This window comes from Streptomyces sp. NPDC000594 (assembly GCF_040299965.1).
Lineage (GTDB): Bacteria > Actinomycetota > Actinomycetes > Streptomycetales > Streptomycetaceae > Streptomyces.
In genome coordinates, this window is sequence record NZ_JBEPCY010000011.1 from 153342 (window position 1) to 178378 (window position 25037).

General features: G+C 73.2%; 20 protein-coding genes. 6 read left to right on the forward strand and 14 right to left on the reverse strand.

Going from position 1 to position 25037, the window contains the following annotated elements; all coding sequences use genetic code 11:
- Positions 1–184 precede the first annotated feature (184 nt).
- The gene (locus ABT354_RS18025; protein ID WP_351494738.1) at positions 185–2953 is read left to right on the forward strand and encodes an alpha/beta hydrolase family protein; all 2769 of its coding nucleotides are present in this window, start codon (positions 185–187) and stop codon (positions 2951–2953) included.
- Between the two features lie 107 nt (positions 2954–3060).
- Here the strand turns inward: ABT354_RS18025 and ABT354_RS18030 are convergent, their stop codons facing one another.
- The 3 genes from ABT354_RS18030 to ABT354_RS18040 form a co-directional block, all read right to left on the reverse strand.
- Positions 3061–4140, reverse strand: a complete 1080-nt coding sequence (locus tag ABT354_RS18030; protein ID WP_351494740.1) for a HEAT repeat domain-containing protein — start codon at positions 4138–4140, stop codon at positions 3061–3063.
- Between the two features lie 90 nt (positions 4141–4230).
- Entirely contained in the window at positions 4231–5025 is a 795-nt protein-coding gene (locus ABT354_RS18035; RefSeq protein ID WP_351494742.1) for a tyrosine-protein phosphatase, read from the reverse strand.
- A gap of 97 nt (positions 5026–5122) precedes the next feature.
- Positions 5123–5767, reverse strand: coding sequence for a dihydrofolate reductase family protein (locus ABT354_RS18040; protein ID WP_351494744.1), 645 nt, complete (start codon positions 5765–5767; stop codon positions 5123–5125).
- Positions 5768–5929: 162 nt separating this feature from the next.
- Between ABT354_RS18040 and ABT354_RS18045 the strand changes: the two genes are divergently transcribed.
- The 3 genes from ABT354_RS18045 to ABT354_RS18055 all read left to right on the forward strand — a co-directional run bounded on the left by ABT354_RS18045 (position 5930) and on the right by ABT354_RS18055 (position 8876).
- Positions 5930–6625, forward strand: coding sequence for a VC0807 family protein (locus ABT354_RS18045; RefSeq protein WP_351494746.1), 696 nt, complete (start codon positions 5930–5932; stop codon positions 6623–6625).
- Positions 6622–7824 (forward strand): aromatic ring-hydroxylating oxygenase subunit alpha, encoded by a 1203-nt coding sequence (locus ABT354_RS18050; RefSeq protein ID WP_351494748.1) that lies wholly within the window; start codon positions 6622–6624, stop codon positions 7822–7824. Before ABT354_RS18045 ends, ABT354_RS18050 begins: the two co-directional genes overlap by 4 nt.
- Before the next feature lie 317 nt (positions 7825–8141).
- The gene (locus ABT354_RS18055; RefSeq protein ID WP_351494750.1) at positions 8142–8876 is read left to right on the forward strand and encodes a polysaccharide deacetylase family protein; all 735 of its coding nucleotides are present in this window, start codon (positions 8142–8144) and stop codon (positions 8874–8876) included.
- Positions 8877–9017: 141 nt separating this feature from the next.
- Here the strand turns inward: ABT354_RS18055 and ABT354_RS18060 are convergent, their stop codons facing one another.
- The 7 genes from ABT354_RS18060 to ABT354_RS18090 form a co-directional block, all read right to left on the reverse strand.
- A complete protein-coding gene (locus tag ABT354_RS18060; protein WP_351494752.1) occupies positions 9018–9992 on the reverse strand; it encodes a GNAT family N-acetyltransferase in 975 nt (324 codons plus the stop codon).
- A gap of 219 nt (positions 9993–10211) precedes the next feature.
- On the reverse strand, positions 10212–10949 hold the full coding sequence (locus tag ABT354_RS18065; RefSeq protein ID WP_351494754.1) for a DJ-1/PfpI family protein: 738 nt from the start codon (positions 10947–10949) through the stop codon (positions 10212–10214).
- A gap of 99 nt (positions 10950–11048) precedes the next feature.
- Positions 11049–11825 (reverse strand): hypothetical protein, encoded by a 777-nt coding sequence (locus tag ABT354_RS18070; RefSeq protein WP_351494756.1) that lies wholly within the window; start codon positions 11823–11825, stop codon positions 11049–11051.
- Positions 11826–12027: 202 nt separating this feature from the next.
- On the reverse strand, positions 12028–12879 hold the full coding sequence (locus ABT354_RS18075; RefSeq protein WP_351494758.1) for a hypothetical protein: 852 nt from the start codon (positions 12877–12879) through the stop codon (positions 12028–12030).
- The gene (locus tag ABT354_RS18080) at positions 12876–14774 is read right to left on the reverse strand and encodes a GMC family oxidoreductase (RefSeq protein ID WP_351494760.1); all 1899 of its coding nucleotides are present in this window, start codon (positions 14772–14774) and stop codon (positions 12876–12878) included. The genes ABT354_RS18075 and ABT354_RS18080 overlap by 4 nt, the downstream gene beginning before the upstream one ends.
- Entirely contained in the window at positions 14771–15157 is a 387-nt protein-coding gene (locus tag ABT354_RS18085) for a hypothetical protein (RefSeq protein ID WP_351494762.1), read from the reverse strand. Before ABT354_RS18085 ends, ABT354_RS18080 begins: the two co-directional genes overlap by 4 nt.
- A gap of 225 nt (positions 15158–15382) precedes the next feature.
- Entirely contained in the window at positions 15383–16345 is a 963-nt protein-coding gene (locus tag ABT354_RS18090) for an alpha/beta fold hydrolase (protein WP_351494764.1), read from the reverse strand.
- Positions 16346–16626: 281 nt separating this feature from the next.
- Between ABT354_RS18090 and ABT354_RS18095 the strand changes: the two genes are divergently transcribed.
- Together ABT354_RS18095 and ABT354_RS18100 are read left to right on the forward strand one after the other, a co-directional pair.
- Complete coding sequence (locus tag ABT354_RS18095) at positions 16627–17370, forward strand: alpha/beta hydrolase (RefSeq protein WP_351494766.1); 744 nt, start codon at positions 16627–16629, stop codon at positions 17368–17370.
- A gap of 183 nt (positions 17371–17553) precedes the next feature.
- A complete protein-coding gene (locus tag ABT354_RS18100) occupies positions 17554–18276 on the forward strand; it encodes a hypothetical protein (RefSeq protein ID WP_351494768.1) in 723 nt (240 codons plus the stop codon).
- A gap of 8 nt (positions 18277–18284) precedes the next feature.
- Here the strand turns inward: ABT354_RS18100 and ABT354_RS18105 are convergent, their stop codons facing one another.
- From ABT354_RS18105 to ABT354_RS18120, 4 genes are read right to left on the reverse strand one after another with little or no spacing between them, the layout of a single operon-like run.
- Entirely contained in the window at positions 18285–18935 is a 651-nt protein-coding gene (locus ABT354_RS18105; RefSeq protein WP_351494770.1) for a DUF5825 family protein, read from the reverse strand.
- A complete protein-coding gene (locus ABT354_RS18110) occupies positions 18925–20886 on the reverse strand; it encodes a RiPP maturation radical SAM C-methyltransferase (RefSeq protein WP_351494772.1) in 1962 nt (653 codons plus the stop codon). Before ABT354_RS18110 ends, ABT354_RS18105 begins: the two co-directional genes overlap by 11 nt.
- Positions 20887–20891: 5 nt before the next feature.
- Positions 20892–22796, reverse strand: a complete 1905-nt coding sequence (locus tag ABT354_RS18115; protein WP_351494774.1) for a multinuclear nonheme iron-dependent oxidase — start codon at positions 22794–22796, stop codon at positions 20892–20894.
- On the reverse strand, positions 22793–25036 hold the full coding sequence (locus tag ABT354_RS18120) for a B12-binding domain-containing radical SAM protein (protein ID WP_351494776.1): 2244 nt from the start codon (positions 25034–25036) through the stop codon (positions 22793–22795). Before ABT354_RS18120 ends, ABT354_RS18115 begins: the two co-directional genes overlap by 4 nt.
- Position 25037: the final 1 nt, after the last annotated feature.

Genomic DNA, 25037 nt, shown 5'->3' on the forward strand with positions numbered 1-25037 from the left:
CGAAGGCGGCCCGCACGGCCCACCGCCTCATCCCTCCATTCTCGGCGCCCCCCTGGCCACCGCAACCGGGGACATACGGGTTTCCCCGCCAGGCAACCCTTGACGCTCTGTCACCGTCTCCCCGGTATGGGCCCCCAGGGATTCCCGGGGCGCCGAACATGGCCGAAAACGAGGAGACACCATAGTGAGACAGGCCTCACGCGCGCTGACGGCCGCCCTGGCGGTCGTGGCGCTGGCCGCGGGTGCGCCGGGAATGGCGCACGCGCAGCCGACCGCCGAGTCCATACCCGGCGCTCCGCCGGGAGCCTCGGCGGAGCGGCTGCCGGAGGGCTGGCGGATCCAGGGCGATCAGCTGGTCTGGAGTTCGCCGGAGCCCGTGGGCACGGGTGGTTCCCTCGTCGAGTTCCGCTCGGGGCAGCGGACCCTCGGCTTCCCGAAGCCCTCCGCCGACCACCGCACCTTCCGGCTCCGTCTCGATGAGACGAGGATCGGGCCGGTGGGCGAACTCCAGGTGGTCGCCGGTGCCCGGCGGCTGGACGCCGCGGCCGCGGACCGGGCACCCGGTCCCCGCCGGACGCCCGCCCCGGCGGCGCCCGAGGCCCCGCTGCCCGCCAACCCGGTCGACCCCGGCACCGCCGGGAAGTACCGCACCACCAGCGGTGAGTACGTCCTCAAGTCGGTGAAGCTGCCGGACTACCCCGAGCCCGTGGAGATGCGGGCCACGGTCGTCGGCCCGACGGACGCGCCGGGGAAGCGACCGCTGGCGCTCTTCCTCCACGGCCGCCACTCCACCTGCTACAAGCCGGGCACGGAGGAATCGAGTCTCCAGTGGCCGTGCGGGCCGGGTCTCAAGGCGATACCGAGCCACCGCGGCTATCTGCACGACCAGAAGCTCCTGGCCTCCCAGGGCTATGTGACGATCTCCATCTCCGCGAACGGGATCAACGGGCAGGACAACAACACGGCCGACTTTGGCGCGCAGGGCCGTTCGTCGCTGGTACGCCAGCACCTCGGCCGCTGGGCGGAGTGGGGCGCGAACCCCGCGAAGGCCCCCAAGGCGGTACGCGCGACGGACCCCGCCGACCTCTCGAAGGTGCTCCTGGTCGGCCACTCCCGGGGCGGTGAGGGCGTGAACAGGGCGGCCCTCGACAGCGTCTCCCCGCCGCCGCGCGCCGAGGACGGCTACCGGGGGCCGGTGAGCTGGCGGATCCGCGGCACCGTACTGGTCGGCCCCACCGTCTTCGGCCACAACCCCGCGCCCGATGTGCCCTCCGTGACCATCCTGCCGGGCTGTGACGGCGATGTGAGCGACCTCCAGGGCCAGTTGTACCTCGACGCCGGCCGGGGCATCGGCCGGGGTACCGCACTGCACAGCGCGGTGTACATGACCGGCGCCAACCACAACTTCTTCAACACGGAGTGGACGCCCGGCCAGGCCGAGGCCCCGGCCATCGACGACGTCTGGGACGACCAGAGCCCGGTCTGCTCGGCGGGCGCCAAGCACCGGCTGACCGCCCAGCAGCAGCAGAAGGCGGGCACCACCTATATCGCCGCCGCCGCGCGGCTCTTCGTCGCCGGCGACGACAAGGTCCGTCCCCTGCTGGACGGCTCCGGCCGGCGCGCGCCCTCGGCGGGTCCCGCCCGGGTGCTCACCCATGCCGTCGGGGGCAACCGCACCCCGGCGATCCTGCCCGACGCCCCGCTCTCGGTGACGAACGGGCGGGTGTGCGACCAGGTCACCACCAACGACACCCGGGCCTGTCTGCCGGCCTCCGGATCCGACCGGTCGCCGCACTTCGCGGCGTGGATGGTCGCCGACAACGAGCCGGGCCGCAAGGCGGTCACGGCCCGCTGGACCAAGGCGGGCACCCCGGTCCGGCTCACGCCGGAACGATCCTTCTCGCTGGCGGGCTCCGAAGCGCTCGCCCTGCGGGTGGCCGTGCCGCCGAACACCCGGGGTACCCGGTTCGATGTCGCCGTCACCGACACCTCCGGCAAGCGGGTGAAGCTCGGTCAGGTCACCGCCGACGGCCTCCCCGGCACCGAGACCACGACCGCGAACTGGGCGCGTGAGCTTCGCGTCCCGCTGAAGGCCGCCACCGCCGCCGGTGTCGACCTGAAGCGGACGAAGTCGCTGGAGCTGACCCCGCGCAGCGGTTCCGGCAGGCTCTGGCTGATCGACGCCTGGGGCTGGCGCCCCGGCACCCCGGCGGTACGCCCCGCCGCACTGCCGCGGATCGACATCGACCAGGTGAAGGTCAAGGAGGGCGACTCCGGGTCCCGGACCCATCGGGTGAACATCCGGGCCACCGGCAAGGGCACCGGCGTGGTCAAGCTCGCCGTCCTCGACCCCAAGACCTGGAAGTCCACGGTCCGTACGGTGTCGGTGAAGTCCGGTGACCCCGAGACCGTTTCGATCACGGTGAAGGGCAACACCGCGTACGACTACGACCTGTACCACATGATCGCGGCCAAGGCGGTGCGCGGCACGGCGGTCGGCGGCGCCTTCGGGGGTGTGATGGTCGAGAACGACGACCCCGCGCCCACGGTCACCGTGACCCCGGTCGCCGACTCGATCACCGAGGGCTGGGCACTCACCTGGAGGGTGAACCTCTCCGCGGCCGTCGACATCGATCTGGAGACGCCGTTCTATCTGCTGCCGGTGAGCGAGGGTACGGAGCTGTCCACGAAGGACGTCGCCCCGGAATGGCTCGCCGATCAGCTCGGCGGCACCCCTGACCCCGAGCGTGCCCTGTCCGGGGGCGGCTCCTTCCTGTGGGTGCAGGTCCCCGCGGGTGCGACGAGCACCGAGTTCTCCGTGCCCACGATCACCGACACGGTGACCGAGCCGGAGGAGCTGCTGCGGATCCAGGTGCTCCTCTACACCGAGGACGGCGAGTGGTCCGAGGGTCCGCTCCTCACGGGCCGGGTCAAGGACGCGCCCCGGCGCTGACCCTTCCGCACGGCCCGGCACGGCACAGCACAGCACGGGTGATGGCACCGGTTCCCAGCACGGGGGCCGGTGCCATCGGCGTTCCGCCGTCCGGTACCGGCGGTACGTCAGCCGGCCGCCGGATCCGATGGCGCCGGGTTCCGCGTCCGGTACCTCCGGAGAGCGTCCGCACGGGGATCGTGCCCGAAGCCGGCATCGAGCGGACCGACCCGCTCATAGGCCTCCTCGGTGCGCGGGTCGTCCCGGAGGGCGAGGGCGTACGCCGCTTCCAGCCGCAGCAGTACGTCCTCCTCGTCGAGCAGCTCGGCGAGGGCGTCGGTGACCACCGCCCTGTGCTCGTCCGCGAGACCGAGGGAGCCCGCGGCGGGGATCCTCACCTGGGGTACGGGATCCTGGACCAGGGCGAGCAGCATCTCCCGTGAGGCGGGGGTGAGACCCCTCGGGATGCCGAGGGCCTGGGCGACGGTGCGCCGCACCAGGGTGTCGGGGTCGCGGGCCAGGCGGGCCAGGGTGTCGCTCGCCGTCGCGCTCAGTGGCTCCCCCGCCCTGACCAGGCAGTACGGTACCTCCCGCCGCACCTCCGGGTCCGGATGTCCGGCGAACCGGACACCGATGGCCTCCTGCTGGGGGTGGTCCTGGGAGGTGTAGACATCCAGGACCCGGGCGAGCACCTGCCCGTCCGGCTCGTCGAGCGCCCAGGCGGCCAGGAAGTCCGGGTCCCGCCGGGTGTCCGGGCGCTGCTGGAAGCAGGCCAGGGACTGCCGGTTCCCGAGGACATCGGCGAGGAACCGGCGGTGCGCGGGATCGGGATGGTCGCGCAGGGCCGCCAGCTCGGACCAGTCCCGCGGACTCCGGCGGCCGACGAGGACATGGCTCACGGTGGACCGGTTGACCTGAAGGGCGTTCGGGTACGGCACGGCGCGCGCCACCAGCTCCGCCACCGGCGGCCGGATGCCGAACGCCCATTCCAGCGAGGTGAGGACGGCACTGTGCCCCGCGCGGACGGTCACCCCGCCGAGCGTGACCTCCTCGACCTCCGTGTACGCGTCGTCCTCGACCGAACGCCGCCGTACCGGGCCGGGATCCCCGGTACGGCGGCGCAGCTCCTCGGCCGCGCCGGTCGCGTACCAGTGCCGGGCGAGACCGAGCAGCCGTTCGCCCAGGTCCTGCTGGTGTACCGCCGCCATCTGCCCCCCCTGAAGATCACCGGTCGGTACGGTATCCCGGGGCCTGCCGCGCGATGATTCAGGGGGTCTGGGCCGCCGGCGGCGTGGAACTCAGGGCGTTTCCGCCGTGAGCAGCCGGTCGCGCAGGGCCTGGACGGTCGTGGGGGAGACCCCGACCCGGTCGGTGAGATAGCCGGGGACCGAGCCGTAGCGGGCGGCGAGGTCGGCCAGGACCAGGCGCATCACGGTGGCAGGGGCGCGACCGTAGCCGGGCCAGCGCAGGACGCGTCCCGGGTGGGCCCGGTGCCAGTCGGCGATCAGCCGGTCGGTGGCGCGTTCGGTGAGGGCGAAGTCGGCGAGGATCTGTTCGTCGTCCACCTCCAGCAGGGTGAGGACGAGGGCGGCGATCAGGCCGGTACGGTCCTTGCCGGAGGCGCAGTGGAACACCACCGGCCCCTCGGTGTCGGCGATCACCTCGATGACCTGGCGTATCTCCCCGGCGCCGTCCTCGGTGACCTCGCCGAAGCGGTCGGCGAGATACCGCCAGGGGTCGATGTCCGGGTCGATCTCGGCCTGGTCGTAGGGCCGGTGCTCGATGCTCAGATTCTCGTACCGGAAGGGATGGGTCTCGGGTACCCGGCCCTTCGCCTCGATCTCCCAGGGGTAGCGCAGATCGATGACGGTCCGGATCCCGAGGCGCCGGAAGCGCTCCCGGTCCTCGTCCCCGTCCCCGAGCTTGGCCAGGGAATCCGCCCGGTAGAGGGTGGACCAGGCGACGGTACGGCCGTCGGCGGACCGATAGCCGCCCAGGTCGCGGAAGTTGTGCAGATGGTCGAAGGCGATATGCCTCCCGGGCGGTGTCTCCCGCGTCTCCCGTGTCTCCCGCGGGGACGTGCTGTGCCGCATCGTGCTCTCCCTCGTGTCCCGCCGCCGCCGTCCGATCGGCGCGGCCCCGGGTACCGTACTCGTCCGCACGGTGCCCGGGGCCTGCCTCGCGCTTCGGTCACCTGCGCCAGAACAGGTGGTGGCTCACCCCGCTCGGGCTGGGCACGACCTCCAGGTGGAACCGGTCGAGCAGCTCGTCGGGGGAGTCCCAGAGCCGTAGTCCGGTCCCCAGCTCCACCGGTGAGACCGCCACATGCAGGGTGTCGACCAGATCGGCTGCGAGGAACTCCCGGATGGTGCTCACCCCGCCGCCGAGCCGGACGTCCTTGCCCCGCGCCGCCTCCCGGGCCCGATCGAGAACGGTGGCCGGATCGCCGCCGACGAAGTGGAAGGTGGTGTCGGAGAGCGTCAGCGAGGGGCGCTCGTGGTGGGTCAGGACGAAGACCGGGGTGTGGAAGGGGGGTTCGTCGCCCCACCAGCCCTGCCACTCATGGTCCTGCCAGGGCCCGCGCTGGGGCCCGAACTTATTGCGGCCCATGATCTCGGCGCCGATGCCCCGGGCGTAGTCCCGGGTGAAGTAGTCGTCCAGGCCCCGGCTGCCCCCGGGGTCGGTCCGCATGGGCCAGCTCGCCGTGGCGCCCGCCCAGGCGAACAGCCTCTCGGGCTCGACATGGCCGAACGGCCGCTCCAGGGTCTGGTCCTCGCCCGCGCCGATTCCGTCGCTCGACACATTGAAGTTCTGGACCCTCAGTAACTGACCCATGTGTTCCTCCCGTGGTGGTGCGCAGTGCGACAACAGGGTGAGCCTAGCCGGGCCGGCGCTCGCCGCCCGCTCGGACGGCCGACCCGTACATCAAAGGATGTACAGGGCATATCGCCCCTTGTGGCGATGAGATGATCTCCACCGGTTCCTACCGTTATGGGTATGGAAACACCGAACGGCCGGACCGGAACACAGAAACCGCCCCCCTGGCGGACCGTGGCCGCTCCGATCCTGTTCACCCTGGTCCTCCCCCTGGCCGTGTTCCACGTTCTGCGGTCACAGGGGTTCAGCCAGTGGCTGGCCCTGACCCTCAGCGGGGCGGTCCCGGCGGTGCGCATGGCCGTCGAGGCCGCCACCCGGCGCCGGATGAACAGCTTCGAAGCGTTCATGATCGGCATGCTGGCGGTACGCGTCGCGACCTCCCTGCTCACCGGCAGCCCACGGGTCGTCCTCGTCAAGGACGCCGCACTCGCGGCCGCCGCCGGACTCTGGATCCTGGCCTCCCTCCGCGTCGCGAAGCCCTTCGCCTTCCAGGCCGGCCAGTATCTGCACGGACCCGCCGCCGCACGCGCCCGGGAAGCCGCCTGGACCGTCTCATCGACGCTGCGCGGCGGCCTCACCCGGCTCACGGCCCTGTGGGGCTGCGCCCAACTGCTGGACTGCGCCGCCGGAGTGCTCGTCGCCCTGCTGCTCCCGGTGGAGGCGGTCCCGGCCCTCAACCGTGCGAAGGGACTCGCCCTGCTGGGCGCCGTCGCCCTGGTCAGCATCGCCTACAGCCGCCGCTACGGACGACGGCACGCCCTGTCCCTCTTCGGGTCGCCACCTCTGATCGCCAGAAGGGAAGGCCGATCACCATGACTCCCCACCGCACCCGTGCCGAGGCCCCCTCGCCCCCCGGGGCACTGCGCGGGACCCTCGCGGAGCTGCGCCGACTGGCCGCGCTCCCGCTCGAACAGGGGCAGACCCTGCCACCCGATGCCTACACCTCCCCCGAGCTGTACGCCTGGGAGACCGAACGGATCTTCCGGCGGGAGTGGCTGTGCGTGGCACGGGCCGAGGAACTGCCCCGGCCGGGAAGCTATCTGCGCCTCGATGTCCTCGGCACGCCCCTGGTGCTCACCCGGGACGAGGAGGGCGAGCCGCATGCCCTCTCCCGGGTCTGCCGCCATCGGTTCATGGACCTCCTGCCGCCGGAGACCACGCCCGAGCACGGCGATCTCCAGCGGCTGATCTGCCCGTACCACACCTGGACCTACCGCCTGAACGGACGGTACGCGGGGCAGCTCGTCGGTGCCCCGCTGATGCGGGGGGTCGACTTCGACCGGGCGGGCTGTCGGCTCCCGGCCCATCGCGTGGAGATCTGGAACGGTTTCGTCCTGCTCAACCTCGACCCCGGCGCGGCACCGGCGGCGCCCGCGCTCCACGGGCTGGACCGGCGGCTGGGCGGCCGGGGCATCGCCGACTGGGTGACCGTCCACACCCAGGACTGGTACGGCGTACCCGCCAACTGGAAGGTGGCGGTGGAGAACGGCTCGGAGAACTACCACCACATGGGGACGCACGCGGCGACCCTGGACCCGGTGCTGCCGGGCCGGGACACGGAGGTCGACGCGACCGACGGCCGCTGGTTCACCCTGTTCACCCCGCTGGCGGACCCCGGGCGGGGCACCCCGGTCCCGACCACCGCGGCCGCTTCCGGCACACCCGTGCGGCAGCCCCGGCCCGGGATGCTCATCGCGGGAATCTTCCCGCAGTTCGTCCTGGCGGTCCTTCCCGACAGCGCGGTCGCCATCCGCTGGCTGCCCACCGGCCCCGTCACCCATGACACACGGATCACGGTCCTGGTCCCGCCCGGAGCCCCCGACGCTCCCGGGTTCGCGGAGCGGCTGGACGGTCTGCGTACCCAGGTCGGCCGGATCCAGGAGGAGGACCTGGTGGCCATCCGAGGCGTCCAGCGGGGCCTGGCCTCCCGTCCGGCCCCGTCCCCCGGCCGGTTCTCCCATCTGGAGCGCCCGCTCTGGCAGTTCCAGCGCTATCTGGCGGAACGCCTGCTGTGACCCGGCCCTGGTCCGCCTGGCCCCGGTCCGCCTGGCCCCGGTCCGCCCGGGTCCGGGCGACCCCGCCGGCCCGCCGGCCCGGCTCCGGAATCCGCCGGGCGTCTCGTATCGCGAGACCCTGGGCGGATTCCGGCATTACCCCTCTGCGGCGACGCCCGCTCGCGTTCAATGGTGTCCGGCCACCGCTCGTACACCTGTACGGGCGGTTCCGGCCGTGCGCGCGAGGGCGGCCGGGGAGCGGCGGGAAGGCCGGGCACCCCGGCCGCTCCCGGACCACCCCTGCCGTGGCGATCCACCCATCGAGAGGGGACAACGGAATGCGTGGACAAGGCAGATCCAGATCGAGGACCTGGTTCGGGGCGGCCCTGGCGCTGCTGATGTCGGCCTTCGCCCTGACCCCGGGGGCCGCGCGGGCCGACGACGACACCCCGCGCCGCTGCTCCGCCGGATATGTGGCCCTCACCTTCGACGACGGCCCCACGGAGCTGACCCCCGCGTATCTGAAGGCGCTGCGGGACGCCGGACGGGTCAGGGCCACCTTCTTCGTCACCGGGAGCTTCGCCCAGGCCCGGCCGGACGGCACCCGGCGGATCGCCGCCGAGGGCCACCACCTCGGCAACCACTCGTACACCCACCCGAATCTCGTCCAGCTCGACGAGGCCGCCGCCTTCGCGGAGCTGCGCGACACCAGCCGGGTGGTCCGCGCGCAGACGGGCCGTGCGCCGAAGCTCTTCCGGCCGCCGTTCGGGAGCACCGACGCCCGGACCCGCGAGCAGGCGGCCCGGCTCGGGATGACCGAGGTGATCTGGACCGCCGACACGGTCGACTGGAGCGGCATCCCCGCCGAGACGATCGTGGCGAACGCGCTCACCGTGCGGGCCGGTGGCATCGTGCTGCTCCACGACGGCCTGCCCGCGACGCTCACCGCGATCCCGGCCATCGTCCGGGGGCTCGCCGAACGCGGGCTCTGCCCCGGCCGGATCGTGCACTCCCCGACGCCGGTCGAGGCATGGCCGGGTCTGACCTTCCACGCCAAGGCCGCACGCTGGTGACCCGACGGCCCCGGACCGCGCCCCGGTCGGTCATCTGAGTGGTCGGGCGACCGCGTGTCCCGGGCGGGCGGGGGAACGGCAGGGTGGTGCCGTCCCCCGCCCGCCCAGGGGTCCGTGCCGCGCCCGGCGGCCCGGCAGGGCTCAGCCGAGGACGCGGTGCTGCCGCACCTCGCTGCCGCAGATCGCGTACCCCAGCCGTTCGTTGATCGTGAGCATCGCCGCGTTCCCGGTCTCGACGGCGGTGAACATCTCCCGCACCCCGCGCTCGCGGGCCAGCAGCAGAGCGGCCTTCTTGGCGGTGGTGGCGTGCCCATGGCCCCGGTGCTCCGGCACGGTGGCGGTCACGGCGCTCATCCCCCGCCCGGCGCGGTCCGACTCCACGAAGGCGAGCGCCACGATCCGGCCGTCCCGGAAGACAAGGGTGGACAGCTCCCGGTCGAACAGCGGGTCGTTCCAGGTGTGTTCCAGCCACTCCTCGTACTCGGCGTATCCGGCCTCGATATCGGCCGGGTCGATGGTGGTGGCCTCGACATCGGCCCGGTGGACGGCACGGACCGCGCGCGGATCGGTCGTGCCCCGGGCGGTGGCGTCCTGGTTGGTGGTGTCCTGGTTGGTGGTGTACTGGGCGACCGTGCGCACGGTGACCCCCGGCGGCGGTACGGACGGCTCCGGCGGCGGCCCGTCCGCCAGCGCCAGGCGCTGGAAGTGGGCGGTCTCCCGGGACGCGTAGCCGTGCCGCCGGGCGAACGCGCGGGCGCGGGGCTCGTCCTGGGCCCAGCCGGAGATCTCCCGCGCCCCCACGGCCCGCAGATGCTCCTCGGCCGCGCGCAACAGCCCGCCGCCGACACCCTGGCCGCGCCGGGCGGGATCCACCCGGACGGAGAGCGCGGCCTCCCCGGGCTCATGGGCGTCGGGGAGGAGGAACGCGTCCGCGACCCCCACGACGGCGCCGTCCTCCTCCGCGACCAGGCGCAGATGCCGCTCGGCGGGGTCGGCGGTGCGCAGGGTGTGCAGCACGGAGTCGGGAGTGGCCAGTTCGCTGGGGACGGCGGCACGTCTGATCTCGGACACCAGGGCGGCGTCCTCCGGGCGAAAGGTTCGGACGATCACGGTCATGGCAGGAAGGCTATGCGCCCACTCTTCGCGCCGCGTCTGATTTTTGTGCCCATCGGCGCAGGTGAGAGGGGTGACGCACGGTCATCGCGGGGGCGGGCCCGCCGGGGAGGCGGCTGCCGGGCCACCGGACCGCCCCGTGCCGGATCGCCCCGCAGGGCGGCGGCGGCCACCGCTGCCGGGGACGATGGACCGCTCACCCCGCACGGCGACGGGCGTCGGCTACGCGGGGGCCGATGACCAGACCGTGCCCCGGGCCTCGTACTCCAGCATGGTCTCGATCCTGGTCGCGGCGTCCGCGCCGAGTTCACGGCGGACGATCCACAGGGCGAGTTCCAGCCCCGAGGTGATGCCCCCGGCGGTGACCAGATCACCGTCGTCCACGACCCGGGCGGTCTTCAGCACCCCGCCCTGCCGCTCCAGATCGGCGCGGGCCCGGTGATGGGTGGTGCAGGGCCGGCCGCGGGTCAGCCCGGCGGCGGAGCAGAGCATGACACCCGTACACAGGGCGGCGATGGTGAGCCCCGGGCGGGCCGCCTCCGCCAGTGCCCGGGGGAGGGTGCCCCGGGCGATCTCGGCCCACACACCGGGGCTCTCCCGCCGGGCGTAGCCACCGCCCGGTACGACCAGCACATCGGCCTTGTCGGGTGCCCAGGGGCCGATGCCCTGGACCCGGGTGCCGAAGGCGGCGGTGACGGCGGGCGGTCCGGAGGCCCGGACATAGCCGACCTCCACCGGCCGTGAGGTGAAGAACCGCGCGGCGGAGAAGACCTCGTACGGTGCGGCGAAGTCCAGCTCCTCCACCCCGTCGAAGAGGACGACCTGCACCCGGAACGGTCCGGTCCGCTCCTTGGCCGTGCTCCGCTGCCGCGCGGCGGCCGGTGCGGCGCCCGCCAGCACGCCGGCGGCGCCCAGCGCGGTGGAGGCACGGAGTACGTTCCGTCGGTCGACAGGGGGCATGCGGGTCTCCTCTTCGGTGTACGGGCGTTCTCCTCGACATGTCGCCCCCCGGGCCCCCGGAGTTCCCGCCGTTCCCGCCGTTCCCGCCCTGGTCGGTTGTCAGGAGAGAGGCGGACGCATCAGCGCCAGATCCTCGCCCCAGGCGTCGAGCACGGCACCGAGCCCCGCCTCGCGTGCCACCGCCTCGACCCGGGCGAAGAGGCTCCTCTGGGCGCCCGTGTCACCGGTCCCCGCGATCCGCCCGATCGCCGCCAGCAGCGGCCCCGTCTCCCAGCCGGGCAGCGGAAACCTCGCCAGCTCCCACTCCAGATACTTGTTGTACGGGCGCGGCCGGCGGTCCAGGGCGAACAGCAGCTCCAGCAGAAAGCCCAGGCTGTCGGTGGCGTCCAGACGGGCGGCCAGCGGCTGGCCGTCCCGGGTGTTCTTCAGGGACCGGTAGAGGGAGTTCGCATAGGCGTCCAGCCAGTCGGCCGCCGCCGTGGCCGCCTCGTGCCGGTCACGCCGTCCCTTGGCGGCGACGATCGCGGCGATCCCGCCGTCGAGCCGGTCGATCACGACCCGGGCGCGGGAGAGCGCGTAGTCCTCGTATCCAGGGAGGCTGCGGAACCCGTCGACCGTGGTGACCAGGACATCCAGCTCGGCGGAACGGTGACCGTGGAGGTCGGCGAGAGCCCCCGGACCGGAGCCCGCACCCCCCGTGTCCTCTGTGTCCCCCGTGCCCTTCGTGTCCTCCGCGACGACGACATACACATCGTGGTCCGCGTGCTCGGTGGCCATGCCGTCGTGGGCGTGGGAGCCCTTGAGGACCAGCCCGACGACGGCCGGGTCGTTCGTGACGCGGGCGAGCAGCGCCGCATAGGTCAGCTGGGCAAACATGCCGTGATCTCCTGTGGGATGGACGGAACACACCGGCCGGCCCTCGCCGCCGGGCCTCAGGGAGAGGCCTGCGGGAGGGCGGTCACGCCGTCTGCGGCGGCCGTGGTGCCGCCGCACGGGAGATCAATGCACGGTCAGGACGGTAACGGACCCGGCCCGCCGCCGCAGCCCCCTTTTTCCCGCCCGGTGCTGCCCTGAGGGCTCACCCGGCCGACAGATAGTAGGGCCGGTTGTGGGCCGCCACCGGAGGCGACTGGAAGCTCCAGGCACCGGCGGCCGGGGTGTCGCCGAGGAGCGCGCACACCTCTCCGCCGGGCTCCCCGCCGGGGTGACGCGAGGTCAGCCGCACCCGCCCCGCGTGTTCCGGCGCGCCGAGGTCGTACCAGCGGTAGGGCTGGTAGACGTTCATGGGACCGGCGAGCAGACGGCCGTCCGGGTCGGTGCCGTAGCCGGTGACGGGGGCGGAGTTGGCGGGGACGGCGGCCAGCCCCGCCAGCTCCACCGTGAGGCCGAGCAGAGGGTCACCGCCCTTCTCCAGGGTGCCGTCAGGACCGGTGGTCGCCGCGTTGCACCGTACGGTCCAGGTCTCGCCGGCGGGCCCGTTGAGCGACGGCAGATCCACCTCGAACCAGCCCGGTACCTTCGGCTCCGCGTACAGCTCACGCCCGGCCGTGATGGCGTACGGGTTGTCGCACACGACATGGATCCGGGCGATGCCGAGCAGTTTCGTCTGGTCCCAGCCCTGCGCGTACTCCGGGTAGCTCAGCCGGGGCAGCCGGGCGCGCTCGGCCGTCGGGAAGGCGACGATGTTGTACTCGATCTCCTGGGTGACGCCCCCGCCGAACGGGTACTGCGCGAAGTACAGCTGGTAGTTGAGCGAGACCAGCGCCCGCCCGTCGAACACGGCCGCCGACAGACCGGGGTGGTGCCGGGCGAGCAGCGCGCCCACCGGTTCCGGATCCACCAGCCAGTCGACGCCGACCTGGTGCAGCGCCCCGTAGTGGAAGGGGAGCCGGAAGGGCTCGGCGACCGGCGGCAGGGGCAGCGGGTTCATGCGGGTGCTCCCGGGATCTGTGGTGTCTGTGGTCTCTGCGGCGTCTGTGGTGTCCATGGCGCCGTCGGTGGCGTCGGTGTGCTCGGGGTGAGGACGGCGGGCCGGTCGCGTGCGGCGAGGTCGGCCTCGACGCGTTCCGCGCTGCGCAGGGCGAGCGCGGCCATGGTGAGGGTCGGGTTGGAGGTGGCGACCGAGGGCATGCTCCCGCACCCCACGGCGTAGAGGCCGGGATGGTCCCAGCAGCGCTGCCAGGAGTCGACCACCGAGGTGGCCGGGGAGTCGCCCATCACATGGGTGCCCGCGGCATGGCCCGCCCCCCGGTAGCCATGGGCGCGTCCGGCGCTGTCCTCGAACCGGCCCGGCCAGGCGGCGGGGGAGGAGTGGTCGGTGTGGTCCTCGGCACCGAGCAGCGAGAAGATCTGATCGGAGACGGCCCGCGCCGCGGCCATCCCGTCCTTGACATGGTCGTCGAGGTCATAGGTGATCAGGGGCCGGGGCAGGCCCAGCGGGTCGCGCTCACGGGGATGGAGGGTGACCCGGTTGGCGGGGTCGGCACCCTGCTCCATCTCGAACTGGAGGGCGAACTGACGGCGGAGCCGGTCGCCGACGGCCCGGCGCAGCTCCGCCCCGAACCGGCCCTCCCCGGAGAGGAAGTGGGCCACGTCCGCGTCGGCGGAGCCGGTGGCCCAGACCCACCCCCAGTTGCCGATCTCGATCCGGAACGGGGCCCGTCGGCGGCGGGCGGCCCCGGCCCGGAAGCCCTCGAAACCGGAGGTGGAGCCGGGCCCCCGGTACGGACCGACGGCCTCCGGCATCAGACCCCAGGTCAGCAGGACCGGGTGGTCCATCAGATTGCGCCCGATCTGGCCGCTCCGGTCGGCGAGCCGGGAGAGCAGCAGCAGCCGGGCGTTCTCGACGGTGTGGGCGGCGAGCACGACGACATCGGCGCGGGCGACGGAGACCGTACCGTCGTAGGAGTGGTATTCGACCCCGGTGGCGCGGCCGGTGCCGTCCACCAGGACCCGGGCGACCACCGACCGGTCCTGGAGGGTGACCGTGGCGCTCCACCGGCCCTGGGTCTTGAGCGGGGTGTACTTCGCGTACGAGGGGCAGTGCGGGATGCAGCTCGCGTTGCCCGCACACCGGCTGCCGGGGTCGGGCCGCCCCTCCCGGCCGCGCGGGACATAGCCGCGCCCGCCGTCGTACCGGGGATCGGGGACGCCGTTGCGGGCGTGCGGGGTGGTGACGACCCGCAGCGCGACCTCGCACCCGGCGACGGGGTCGGCGACCCGGTGGCCGTCGAGGCGGGCCGCGAGAAGCCGGTCGAGATGGCTGGCGGGGATGGGCCGCATGGGGAAGACATGGCCCCGGGGGAGCGGCAGCCCGACGAGGTCCCGCTGCTCGTCGGCGTCGGCGGCCACACCCAGCTCCTCCTCGGCGGCCCGGTAGTAGGGCTCCAGCTCCGCGTAGCCGAGAGGCCAGCGCCGTCCGTACCCGAAGACCTCGGTGTCGAAGTCCTCCGGCAGCATGCGCGGCGCCAGCCCGGTCCACACATTGCCGGTGCCGCCGTTGACGCGGACATAGCCGCTGGCGTACGGCAGCGGGCCGTCCTGGAGGAGATGGCCCGAGCTGCGGTAGCCGGGCGTCCCGGGGACACCGCCGACATCGGTCACCTCGGGCCAGGGGACGGCGGGATGCGGCCGGTAGGCGGAGCCGGGCACCTTGGCGGAGGCGGCGAGATAGGTGGTGAGCGGCCCGGCCGCGCCCGGTCCGAAGTCGGCGGTGCGCTTCCCGGCCTCCAGTACGAGGACCCGCCGGCCGGCGAGGCCGAGCCGGTGCGCGACGAGGGAACCGGCGATGCCCGCGCCGACGACGATCACGTCGTACCGGGTCATGGGCGGTTCACCCCGGCGGGCGGGCCGGCCCAGCTGCCGTATCCCCCGGGGCCGGTGGCGGGGGCGGCGAGACCGGCCGCCTTCCAGACGAGTCCCTCGGCATAGGCGCGGGGCGACACCAGGAACGGCGGCGGACCGGGCCAGCTGCCGGTGTACCAGAGGAAGGTCAGGGCGCGGGCCGCCGCCGTCGGCTCCCCGTCCGGCTCCCCGCCCAGCGGGTCCCCGGAGCCGAGCAGCCGCGCGAACCGCTCCTCACCGAGCTGTTCCCGGGCGACCGCGCGGTACTCCCGGACGAGCCCGGTCGCCTCCAGGGCCACCTGGTCGAAGCCGGTCAGCCGTGCGGAGAGCGCCAGGAAGCGGCCGAGGTCATCGGTTGTGGGCACGGGGACAACCGTGCCCCGCCGACGAGTCGCCCATGCGGCCGGCACCGGGATGGCTTGATTCCCGCGTGGATCACACCACCGGGCGCGCGGGCGTACGCGGGCGGGCGCTCCGGGGACAGCGGTTCCGCCGTGGACAGCGGGTCCGCCGGGGATATGAAGGGAGCGCCCGCACGGACGGTGCCGACCGGACCCGGCTCACCCGGTCCGGTCGGCACGGTCCGGTTCTCAGGGGCGGGTGCGCCGGGTGAGGGTGAGGGTGGTCCCCGTGGCGATCAGGACGGCGGCGACGGCTCCGGCGGCGGCCAGCTGCCGGGTGCGGGAGCCGGTGTCGGCGAGCGCGGCGGGGTTCCCTTCCGTACGGGTGCGTGCGGCGGCGTCGCGGAGCTGCTCGGTCACCACATCCGGGTGGGACATCATCGACACATGGGAGGAGTCGATCTCCACGGTGTGGGACTTGGCCCGGCGGGCCTCGAAGCGTTCGAGGTCGGGGGCGATGGCCTTGTCCTGCTTGGAGACGACGAACCACGAGGGGATCGTCTTCCAGGCGGCGGCGGTGGCCTTCTCCGCGAAGCCCGCCTGGGTGACGGGGCGCTGTTCGACCGCCATCAGCCGGGTCTGGGACTCGGGCAGATCGGCGGCGAAGACGGAGTGGAACTTGTCGTTCTTGATGTACAGGTCGGTGCCGCTGCCGGTGGCGTCCGTGTACGGGACGGGGTTGAGCGCCGGGCCGAGCTCGCTTCCGGTGAACTTGGTGGAGAGCCCCGCCGGGGACTCGCCGACGTCCGGCATGAAGGCGGAGACGTAGACGAGGGCCTTGACGTTCGGGTTCCCGGCGGCGGCCTGGGTGATGACGGCACCGCCGTAGGAGTGCCCGGCGAGGACGATCGGGCCCTTGATGCTCTTGAGTACGGACGCGACATAGGTGGCGTCATTGGAGAGGCCGCGCAGCGGATTGGGCGGCGCCACCACCGGATACCCCCGGTCGAGGAGGCGCTCGGCGACGGCGTTCCAGCCGGAGGCGTCGGCGAAGGCTCCGTGCACCAGGACCACGGTCGGCTTCACGCCGCCCTCGGTCCGGGACGCGGCGGCGGGTGCGGACGCCCCGGTGGTGGCCAGGGCGGCGGTGGCGGTGGCCAGGACCACGACGGTGGCCGACGCTATCCGGCGGTGGGCAGGCAGCAGGCGCATAGGGGTCTTCCTCCTTGGTGGGGGCGGATGAGTGCCGTCGCCAGAGTGAGCCCGGCGGGCCGCCGTCTGCGCGCCACGCCGGGCGTCCGGGTGAAGCCGTTCCCCCGGACGGGCGGGTGGCACGCCCATCTGCCGTACCGCCGGACCCCTTTGGACGGCCGCCCGCAGGCCGGAGCGCACATGGCGGCCGGACCGGTGTGTGCGGTCGCGGGCTCCGGCCGGTGCTCCTACGGTGAGGAACGCGAACCGCAACCATCTCCAGGGAAGCTGGTGGGTGTCTGATGTCGGACAAGCCGTCGATCGTCCTCGTGCACGGTTTCTGGGGCGGGGCCGCCCACTGGGGCAAAGTGATCACCGAGCTGCGCTCCCGGGGGTACGGGGATCTGCACGCGGTGGAGATGCCGCTGACCTCGCTGGCCGACGACGCGGAACGGACGCGGAAGATGGTCGCCCAGATCGACGGGCCGGTGATCCTCGTCGGCCACTCCTACGGCGGCGCGGTCATCACCCAGGCCGGAAACCTCGACCAGGTCCACGGCCTGGTCTATGTCGCCGCGTTCGCCCCCGACGAGGGGGAGAGCCCCGGGAAGATCAGCCAGGACAGGCCCCCGGCCGCGTTCGAGAACCTCGCGCCCGACTCCGACGGCTATCTGTGGATCAAGCAGGACAAGTACCACGAGAGCTTCTGCCAGGACCTCACCTCGGACGAGGCCGACATCATGGGCGTCACCCAGAGGGCGCCCCTCGCCTCCACCTTCGGCGACACGATCACCGACCCGGCCTGGCGCCACAAGCCCGTCTGGTACCAGATCTCCACCGACGACCGCATGATCCACCCCGACAACGAGCGGATGATGGCCGAGCGCATGAACCCGCGCCGGACCATCGAACTCGACGCCTCCCACGCCTCCCTCGCCTCACGGCCCCGGGAGATCTGCGACCTCGTCGACCACGCCGTCCACGACACCCGCCCCAGCTGGACCGAGCGCCTGTCCAACGCCCTTCATCACAAGAGCGGGGCCTGAGGAACGGGGCCGAACCGAACCGGACCGGTGCCGGAGCCCGGGCCCCCGGCGTTCTTTCGGCATGGTCATGAGGACCACCTCCTCGGCTACAGTGAGGATCTTGGCGCTGTTTCACGACCGGGCGGAGTGTCCCGGTCGAGCAGAGCGTCACGACCGAGCGGAGCCGGGCCGGAGGACGACGCGATGTCCCTGCATGAGATCGAGGACCTGGTCGCGGAGTCGGTCCGCGTCCTGGACGCCCGCACCGGGCCGGACGACCCGCGCGTCCGGGGCTGGTTCGCGGCGCTGTACACCTTCCAGAGCGGATACGACTGCTCGTTCACCCACTTCCGCGTGATGGACATCCTGCTGCGTCGCCGATACACCTACCGCTTCCCGGTCGACCGGCACCCCGACTACGCCGAGCGGCCCGCCCACTTCGACGCACTCACCGACTTCACCGGATTGCGCGTCCTCGACGAGGACGCCCCCGACTTCGCGGGCCATGACTCCTGGCTGGAGGACGGCTATGTCGATCCGCCGTTCCTGTACTGCGACGCCGGTACCGCACTCTGGCGCCGGCTGGCCGCCGCCGGTGAACTCCAGGGCCCCGACGCCGTCCCGCCGCACCGCACCCCGCTGATGGAGGCGGTCCGCCAGGTCGCCGTCGCCGCCGAGCGCGAGCGGGACCACGACCTGATCGCCGGGTGGTACGCGTTCGGTGGTGAGACCCTCCTCGCCGGGCCCGCCGGCTGCCCCTTCGATGTCGCCGAGATCGCCGAGATGCCCGCCGTGCGGGAGCTGCGCGCCGTGGTCCGCCGCACCGGAGCCCTCCCGGCCGCACGGCGGTCGCCCTTCGCGGTCCCCGTGGAGTTCGCCGACGACCACGACCTCGCGTCCTGGTGGTGGCAGCCCCAGGCGCATTGACCACGGCGCTAGGACACCGTCGTACTGAGCGGCCAGCGCCGGAGCCGGTAGGGCGCCCACCACAGATGGCCCCCCACCCGGTGGAGCAGGCCGGCGCGCTGGTAGCGGGTGGACACCGCCTCCGCCAGATCGGTCGCCGGGACACCGCGCAGCAGGGGTTCGACGATCTGCTCGTGCCGGGGATGGCGGATGACCAGCCGCCGGAAGGTGTCCATACGGTGGTCGCGGACCTCGATGAAGCCGGGGCCCCGGCGGTAGCCGCACTTCGCGGAGTGGAAGGTGTCCCGCCACGCGGCCGTGACCTCGTCGCCCCCGCCGAGTACCTCCGCCGGCGGGTGCAGATGTCCCAGCGGGCGCCAGTCGGGGGCCCCCGGCGGCAGCAGGACCGTCCAGTCGACGGCGATGCCATGGCCGGTCAGTTCACGGACGGCGACCAGCGCCGCGACCGCCGCCGCGCCGTCGGACCCGGCCTCGGCCCGCGCCAGATCGACCGTACCCCGCAGCCGGGCGAACCGGACGCCGTCGTCGGCGAGCCGCGCCACCGCGTCGAGGGGGTCGCCGAGCAGCTCGGTCTCCCCGAGGTACATGCCGGGGATCCGCCGGGCCACCGGATCCCGGTCGCGCCACAGGGCCAGGCGTACGGCGGTGTCAGCCCCCATCGGCATGCCCCTCCGTGGCCAGCGCGGGTACCAGGGTCTCGCGCGGCCGGGCCGGCCCCCGGCGCAGCCGCATCAGATCCTGGTTGGCGGTGGCGGGGGCGACATGGACCGCGTGGCCGCCCTCCTCGAAGACGACACCGAGCGCCCGCCACCGCGCGAGCAGACCGTCGACGCGTGTCCCGGTGACACCCTCAAGGGACCCGCCCGCCTTGCGGACCAGCGCCGCCGGACTGTGCGGGGTGTCGAGCAGCCGGAAGACGGCCACCTCGAACGGGTCGGCGATATCGAGCACCCGCCAGTCGAACCCGGGCCGGGTGTCCACGAGGACGATCCGGTCCCCGAGGTCGCAGTGGGTGAGCCGGCTGCTCTCGTACGCGTCGGCCCAGTCGTCCACGGCCCGGCGCAGCCGGTCGAGGCAGGGGTCGGTGATGCCGCGCCGGGGCGCGTCGAAGATATAGACCAGATCGGCCAGCTCCGTCTCGGGGAGGTCGTAGATGTGCCGGTAGTGGGCGGCGGGCCGGGGCGGTCCGAAGCCCAGCTCCGGCCGTTCGTAGTACGGGCTGAAGCGCTCGACCTTGACCCGGGTGGCGCCGGCCGGAGGCACCAGGTGGTACAGCGCGGGCATCTGGTCGATGACGCCCGCGTAGTCGTCGTCCCGCTCACCGGGGAAGCCGTAGAGATAGTTCCAGCTCACATTGGTGCCGACGGTCTCCGCGTCCCGCAGCAGCCGGACATTGAGACAGCCGGTCACCCCCTTGTCCATGAGCTTCAGCACCCGGCTGCTCAGATTCTCGATACCGGGCTGGACATGGCTGATCCCGGCGGCGCGCAGGGTCGCCAGCTGCTCCCTGCGCAGATTGGACTTGATCTCGTAGCCGATCCGCAGGTCGTACCCGGACTCGGCGAGCCGGGGGGCGACGGAGCCGATGTAGGCCATGTCGAGGATGTTGTCGGTGACCCAGACATTGAGGATCCGGTGGCGTTCGACCAGGGTGAGCAGCTCGTCCACGAACCGGCCCGGGTCCTTGCTGCGGAAGGTCATGAAGGATCCGTTGAGCCCGCAGAAGGTGCAGTGGTGCTTCTCGCCCCACCAGCAGCCGCGCGAGCCCTCCAGGACGAGTCGCGGTTCGGCCCAGGAGCCGGCGACGGAGCGGGCGTGGTGTTCGTAGTAGTCGCCGTAGTCGGGGGGGACGAGCGCGCCCGGCGGCAGTGGGCGGGCCTCCATGGGGTTGACGACCGAAGCGCCGTCGGGGGTGCGCCAGCAGAGCCCGGCGATCCCGGCGAGTGCCGTACGGTCCCCGGCGTCCCCCGTGTCCCCGGCGTCAGAGGCGTCGGCGGGGCCGGTGAGGGCGGCGAGCAGCTGCGGGAAGGCGACCTCGCCCTCGCCCCGGATGACGGCGTCGACCGAGGGGAAGTTCCGGTGCAGCGCCGCTCCCTGCGGCCCGTCGCAGTTCGCGCCGCCGAGCACGGTGGTCACCCGGGGGTCCAGTTCCTTGACGGCGCGGGCGGTGGCCAGCGTGGCGGCGTTCTGGGCGAACATGGTGGTGAACCCGACGACATCGGGCCCGGCCGCGACGATCCGGGCGGCTGTCTCCCGTACGAACTGCGGGGCCAGTTCATGGAGTTCCCGCATCCGGGTGAGGACCTCGTCGGGCACCTTGCCGGCGAGGCGCGCGGTGAACTCCGGCACCTGCCAGCGGGGGCGGTCGTTGAGGGCCGCCGAGAAGATCCATTCACTGAGTCCGGAGAAGTACGAGTTGGCGCAGAACTCGTACTCCTGGGGGGTGAAGCCGGTCCGGGCGACCAGCCAGTCCACGAAGTCGATGTTGGCGTGGACGACGGTGACCTGGGCGTCGGGGAAGACGTCGAGGACCCGGCGTTTGAGGACGCCGAGGGCGAGCGAGGGCATGTCGATGGAGGACCACGGCATGTCGACCAGGACGAGGCGCATGCCGGTCACCACATCCCGCGCCGGACGAGCGCGGCGCGCGCCGCGTCGCCCTCGGGGGTCGGCGTGGTCTCGAACGCGGCGGCCACGCGGGCGGACACGGGGCCATGGGCGAAGCCGGCGGGGGTGGCGAAGTAGGCGTACGGAACGGTTTCCTCCATGGGGGTTTCTCCGGTACGGGTGGTCTCCGCGCGGGTCGTCCCGGCGCGGGTGGTGTCGGTGCGGGTCGTCCCGGTGCGGGCCGCCTCCGTGGGGGCCGTCGCGGCGGGGGGAGCGGTCCAGCCGGCGACGGTCCCCGGCGCGTACCGGCGGAGCGCCGCATGGCCGCGCCCGGTCGGGACGACTCCCGGGGCCTCGATCACGAATGACAGCGGCTGTTCATGACAGAGCGCGGGGAAGAGGGCGAGCAGCAGCTCATGGCCGATGGTCTCGCGCAGGGCCGGGTCGTCCGCCGCCCCGGGCAGATCGAGCAGATGGAGCGCGTACGCCTCCTCCGCAGACAGACCCGGACCGCAGTAGGGGAGCAGCCGGAAGCGCCCGAAGTGCGGGGAGGCGAGGAAGCCGTCGAGCAGGCCGTCCTCGCTGTGGCGGTCGCGCCCGAGGGCGCGCAGGCTGCGGGGGAAGGTGGCGGCGAGCCCGCCGTCCCGCCCGAGCCGCCGGATCTGCGACCGGAAGCGGCGTACGGCGGAGTCCAGCTCTTCGAGGTCGACGGTCTCCAGACACTCCCGCTCGCCCGCGTTCGCGGCGACGGCCGCCGCTCCCTCGGTGGCGAGGCGGGTACGGAGGTCGCCGTCGAGGAAGAGGCGCAGCAGCAGATCGGTGAGGTGCCCGCCGTCGAGCTGTTCGGCGGGCGGCGCCTCGTCGGTGCGGGCGGGGACGGGGGCTGGGTCGAAGCGGGGGGCGGGGGGCGCGAGGACCGCGACGGTGGTCTCCGGCGGGCCGCTCTCCCCCTTCCGCCAGGCTCCGGCGAGGGCGCGCAGCCGTTCGTAGTTCCGCCGCGACCGTTCGACCAGCCGGCCGTCCTCCCGGAACATCGGATCCTCGTAGCTGATCGCGAGAAGGCCGGGACAGCGCGGCAGCAGATACTCGGTGAGTTCGAGCTGCTCGTCCAGGAGGACGCCATGGTGCAGATCGCGGAACTTCCCGCCGACGATCTGGCATCCCGACAGATGGAGTTCGCGGCAGCGGGAGAGCGGCAGCGCGTCGATCCCGTCGAACATGTGCCGGCCGGTGCGGCCCCGCAGCCACTGGTAGCTGAGGAGATGGCCGACGTCCAGGGTGACATGGACATCGGCGTCCTCGGCCAGCCGGGCGAAGGAGACAAAGGCATCGGCCTTGCCCAGGCGGAACGATCCGCCCTCGGTGAACCCGGGGAACTCGACATGCAGCGGCGGCACCAGCCGCCGGGCCGCCTCCGCCGTGTTGCGGGTGGCGATCTCCAGTCCGCGTTCGGTGAGCGGGGGCGGCAGTGGATAGGGCAGCGGACAGCCGCGCAGGCTCCAGATCCCGAGGTCCTCGACCACCCAGGCGAGGTCGTACCGCTCGGTGAGCCGGTTGGTGAAGTCGATGGCCGGCCCCCGGTCGTACGGTTCGGGGGTGCCCATGTTCAGTTCGGTCTGGTGCAGGGCCCGGACGGTCCCGGCGGGCAGTTCGGCGAAGAAGCGGTCGTACGCGGGTAGATAGTCGGCCGCCCGGACGGCGGCCCGGGAACGCGGCTGGAAGGAGGGGCAGGCGTAGGCGAAGTCGCCGCCGTGGCGCCGGAGGAAGGCGCGGACGCGGGGGGACACGTCCCCGCCGTCGGGCGTCTCCACGAAGCCGACGCCCCGGCTGCCCAGACTCCCTCCGCCCCAGGGCATATCCATGACGAGGCCGAGGCCGAGTCTGGTCACCGTGCCGGGCGCTGCTGTGGTCACAACGGTCTCCTCGGATACGCGGCGTCCCCCTCGGGGTTCGCCCGGGGTGCTGCCCCGTGCTCCGCCCGGCGTTCCGGCCGCCCGGCCGCCGGGTACGGGGTGCCGCCGGGGGTGAGCGGGGGATCGGGGTCGGGGCGGGCTTCGCCGGGACAGGCCTCGGCCGCCGACGCGGCGACCAGCCGGGCCAGCAGCCGCTGTCCACGGGGGGTGCGGGCGGCGAGCAGCCCGTCGGCCCGCTGTTCGACATCGTGGCGCGGCAGCCCGTAGAACTCCTCCCGGATCAGATCGGCGACCACGATCCGGTCCGCCGTACCCCTGGAGCCGGTTCCGGTTCCGGTTCCGGGTCTGGCTCCGGCGGGGACGGTCCGCACCCAGGAGTACGGTCTGACCGGCCCGGCCGTCCGGGGGCCGGCCTCCGGAGCGGCGCGCGGCGGGGAGAGCCTGCCCGCGCGGCCCGGGGTGACCGTACGGAAGACACGCTCCAGCCGGTCCAGCGCCTCGGCCCGCGCGGGTCCGCCACCGACCGTCATGGGGTAGCCGACCCGGCCGGAGAGATAGTTCAGCTCGGGGTTCCCGGTGAGCGGTCCCGAGGTGTCCAGGGCGAGGCCGAAGCGCCCGGGGTCGCGGGCGAGCCGGCTGCCGGGCTCGGCGATCAGGAGTTCCAGCGCGTCGATGCCGATCCGCTCCTGGTTCGCCACGAGGAACCGCAGCGAGTCCTCGAACTCCGCCGGGCTCTCGTCCAGTACATGGCCCATCACGGAGAGCCGTACGGTGATGCCCGCGTCGGCGAGATTGCCCAGGATCCGCTGGTAGTCGGCGGCGCGCACCCCCCGGTCCAGGAGGTCGAGGAGGCGCTGCGACGTTCCCTCGTACCCGACGGCGATCTGGGCGCAGCCGAGGTCGGCGAGGTCGCGGCAGAACTCCGGGTCGGTGAGGGAGCGTTCCAGCCGGCCGCGTACATCGAACCGGACGCGGACGCCCCGGTCCCGGGCGAGCCGCATCGCCCGGGCGACGAGCCGGAGATTGGTGTTCTCGTCGGCTATCGCGAGGAGTTCCACCCCGGTGGCGCGGACCACGCCTTCGACGGCTTCGGCGATCTGCTCGGCGGTGCCCTGCTGGTACGCACCCGGGTCCAGGGAGCGGTTGCCGTACGCGCAGAAGGCGCACCGGCCCCAGTAGCAGCCGACACAGGACACGACGGCGAGCTGGGTGGTCTCCGAGAGATAGCCGTGGATGGGCAGGTCGCCGAAGTCGGGTGGGCCCAGGTCGCGGAAGCGCAGCCGCGGGGGGCGGGTGGTGCGCCGGGCCGGTCCGTCGGGGGAGATCCAGGTCATGCCGGGGACGTCGGTGTACGGGAGGGTTCCGTCGAGGGCGTCGAGCCAGCGCTCCAGCGGTTCCTCACCGGCGGTCCGGCAGAGGGCGTCGACGCTCGCGCGGACGGAGGGGAGGGCCGCCAGGTCCTCATGGCGGAGCATCACCTGCTGGCCGCCGAGACAGACACGGGTACCGGGGCTCAGCGACCGGACCCAGGCGGCGATGAGGAGGGCCGGGCCGAGCTGGCTGAAGAAGGCGACGGAGAGGCCGACGGTCCGGGGCCGGTGGCGGGCGAGCAGGGGGGCGAGGAGGCGGTGCAGCCGGTCGACGGCGATCCCCTGGGCGGCGGGGGGCCCGGCGGCGGCGGTGCGTACGGCGGTGTCGAGCTGATCGAGGTCGTGCCAGGTCCGGGCGAGGAGGGTGTCGCGCACCAGCAGTTCGACGGCGTTGCCCGCGAGCCTGAGCGCGTCGAACGCCTCGGCGGGACGCTCCGTTCCCGGCCGGTACGGCGGCTGTGCGGGGTGCTGTGTCTGTACGGGGGGCTGTGCCTGCGCGGGGCCCGGCGTCTGCGTGGGGTCCTGCGCCTGTACGTGGTCCGGGGGCTGTGCGGTCTCCTTCAGGACCCGGGCGCGGATCTCGCCCGCGTGCCGGATCACCACATCGGCCAGCGCCCGCTGGTACCAGCCCGCCAGCCCGGTGAGCTCCCGGGCGGCGACCGCGTCCGCCAGCATCCGTGGCTGCCGCAGCACGTCGTGCACCAGCCCGATATTGAGATCGGCCTGGTGCACGCGGCGGCCACGGCGCCGCAGATGACCGGCGAGATACGGCAGGCTCAGATACGGAAAGAACCTGGCCTCGGTCTGCGGCGGAAAGATGAGAAGGGTGTCGACCGGGCCACCGCCGCCTGCCTCTTCGTCGGACGACACC

Coding starts and splice junctions, on each gene's coding strand:
- ABT354_RS18035 (WP_351494742.1), bottom strand. CDS start 5,025: ATGCGGCACAGCACGTCCCCGCGGGAGACACGGGAGACGCGGGAGACA.
- ABT354_RS18075 (WP_351494758.1), bottom strand. CDS start 12,879: ATGAACCCGCTGCCCCTGCCGCCGGTCGCCGAGCCCTTCCGGCTCCCC.
- ABT354_RS18045 (WP_351494746.1), top strand. CDS start 5,930: ATGGAAACACCGAACGGCCGGACCGGAACACAGAAACCGCCCCCCTGG.
- ABT354_RS18030 (WP_351494740.1), bottom strand. CDS start 4,140: ATGGCGGCGGTACACCAGCAGGACCTGGGCGAACGGCTGCTCGGTCTC.
- ABT354_RS18055 (WP_351494750.1), top strand. CDS start 8,142: ATGCGTGGACAAGGCAGATCCAGATCGAGGACCTGGTTCGGGGCGGCC.
- ABT354_RS18095 (WP_351494766.1), top strand. CDS start 16,627: ATGTCGGACAAGCCGTCGATCGTCCTCGTGCACGGTTTCTGGGGCGGG.
- ABT354_RS18040 (WP_351494744.1), bottom strand. CDS start 5,767: ATGGGTCAGTTACTGAGGGTCCAGAACTTCAATGTGTCGAGCGACGGA.
- ABT354_RS18110 (WP_351494772.1), bottom strand. CDS start 20,886: ATGCGCCTCGTCCTGGTCGACATGCCGTGGTCCTCCATCGACATGCCC.
- ABT354_RS18100 (WP_351494768.1), top strand. CDS start 17,554: ATGTCCCTGCATGAGATCGAGGACCTGGTCGCGGAGTCGGTCCGCGTC.
- ABT354_RS18060 (WP_351494752.1), bottom strand. CDS start 9,992: ATGACCGTGATCGTCCGAACCTTTCGCCCGGAGGACGCCGCCCTGGTG.
- ABT354_RS18080 (WP_351494760.1), bottom strand. CDS start 14,774: ATGACCCGGTACGACGTGATCGTCGTCGGCGCGGGCATCGCCGGTTCC.
- ABT354_RS18050 (WP_351494748.1), top strand. CDS start 6,622: ATGACTCCCCACCGCACCCGTGCCGAGGCCCCCTCGCCCCCCGGGGCA.
- ABT354_RS18090 (WP_351494764.1), bottom strand. CDS start 16,345: ATGCGCCTGCTGCCTGCCCACCGCCGGATAGCGTCGGCCACCGTCGTG.
- ABT354_RS18105 (WP_351494770.1), bottom strand. CDS start 18,935: ATGGGGGCTGACACCGCCGTACGCCTGGCCCTGTGGCGCGACCGGGAT.
- ABT354_RS18065 (WP_351494754.1), bottom strand. CDS start 10,949: ATGCCCCCTGTCGACCGACGGAACGTACTCCGTGCCTCCACCGCGCTG.
- ABT354_RS18070 (WP_351494756.1), bottom strand. CDS start 11,825: ATGTTTGCCCAGCTGACCTATGCGGCGCTGCTCGCCCGCGTCACGAAC.